Raw genomic sequence first — 456 nt, forward strand, 5'->3', positions numbered from 1 at the left:
CCCGCGCCGTCCCGTCCCGGCTGGCGGTGGCGAGTAGGAGCCGGCCGTCCCCACCGGTCGCCCACGCCACCGACCCGACCGGGCCGGTGTGGCCGGGCAGAATGGTCGGGGGTTCGGTGATGGTCACCTCGCCCGGCGCCCACGGCTGGTCCCAGCGGGGAGCCGGCCCGGCCGGCCGCGCGCCGTCGGGCCGGGGCGGGACTCCCGCGGGATCACCCGTGCGGCCCACCGTGCGGGCATGCACAGCCGCCCAGGCGCGTAACGCAGCGTCCGCGGACGGGACCGTGTCTACTCGGCCTGCCGAGCCGTTCCCCTGTCGTTCGTCCACACCGTCCCCGTCACCCTGCCAACGCCGTCACCCGCCGACGCCTCCCTGCGACGATCAGCGTAACCCCGGCGGCGACGGCCCATCCGGCAACCCGGCCCCGATGCCCCGGGCGCCGCTGCCGGCCCCGA

1 protein-coding gene is annotated in these 456 nt (G+C 78.3%); it reads right to left on the bottom strand.

Annotated features, from left to right (window positions below; all coding sequences use genetic code 11):
• A partial coding sequence (locus tag AC5LSR_RS20000; protein WP_493468813.1) for a WD40 repeat domain-containing protein occupies positions 1-229 on the bottom strand: 229 nt, incomplete at its 3' end.
• Positions 230-456: the final 227 nt, after the last annotated feature.

Source organism: Protofrankia sp. CiP1_Cm_nod4 (assembly GCF_982290645.1).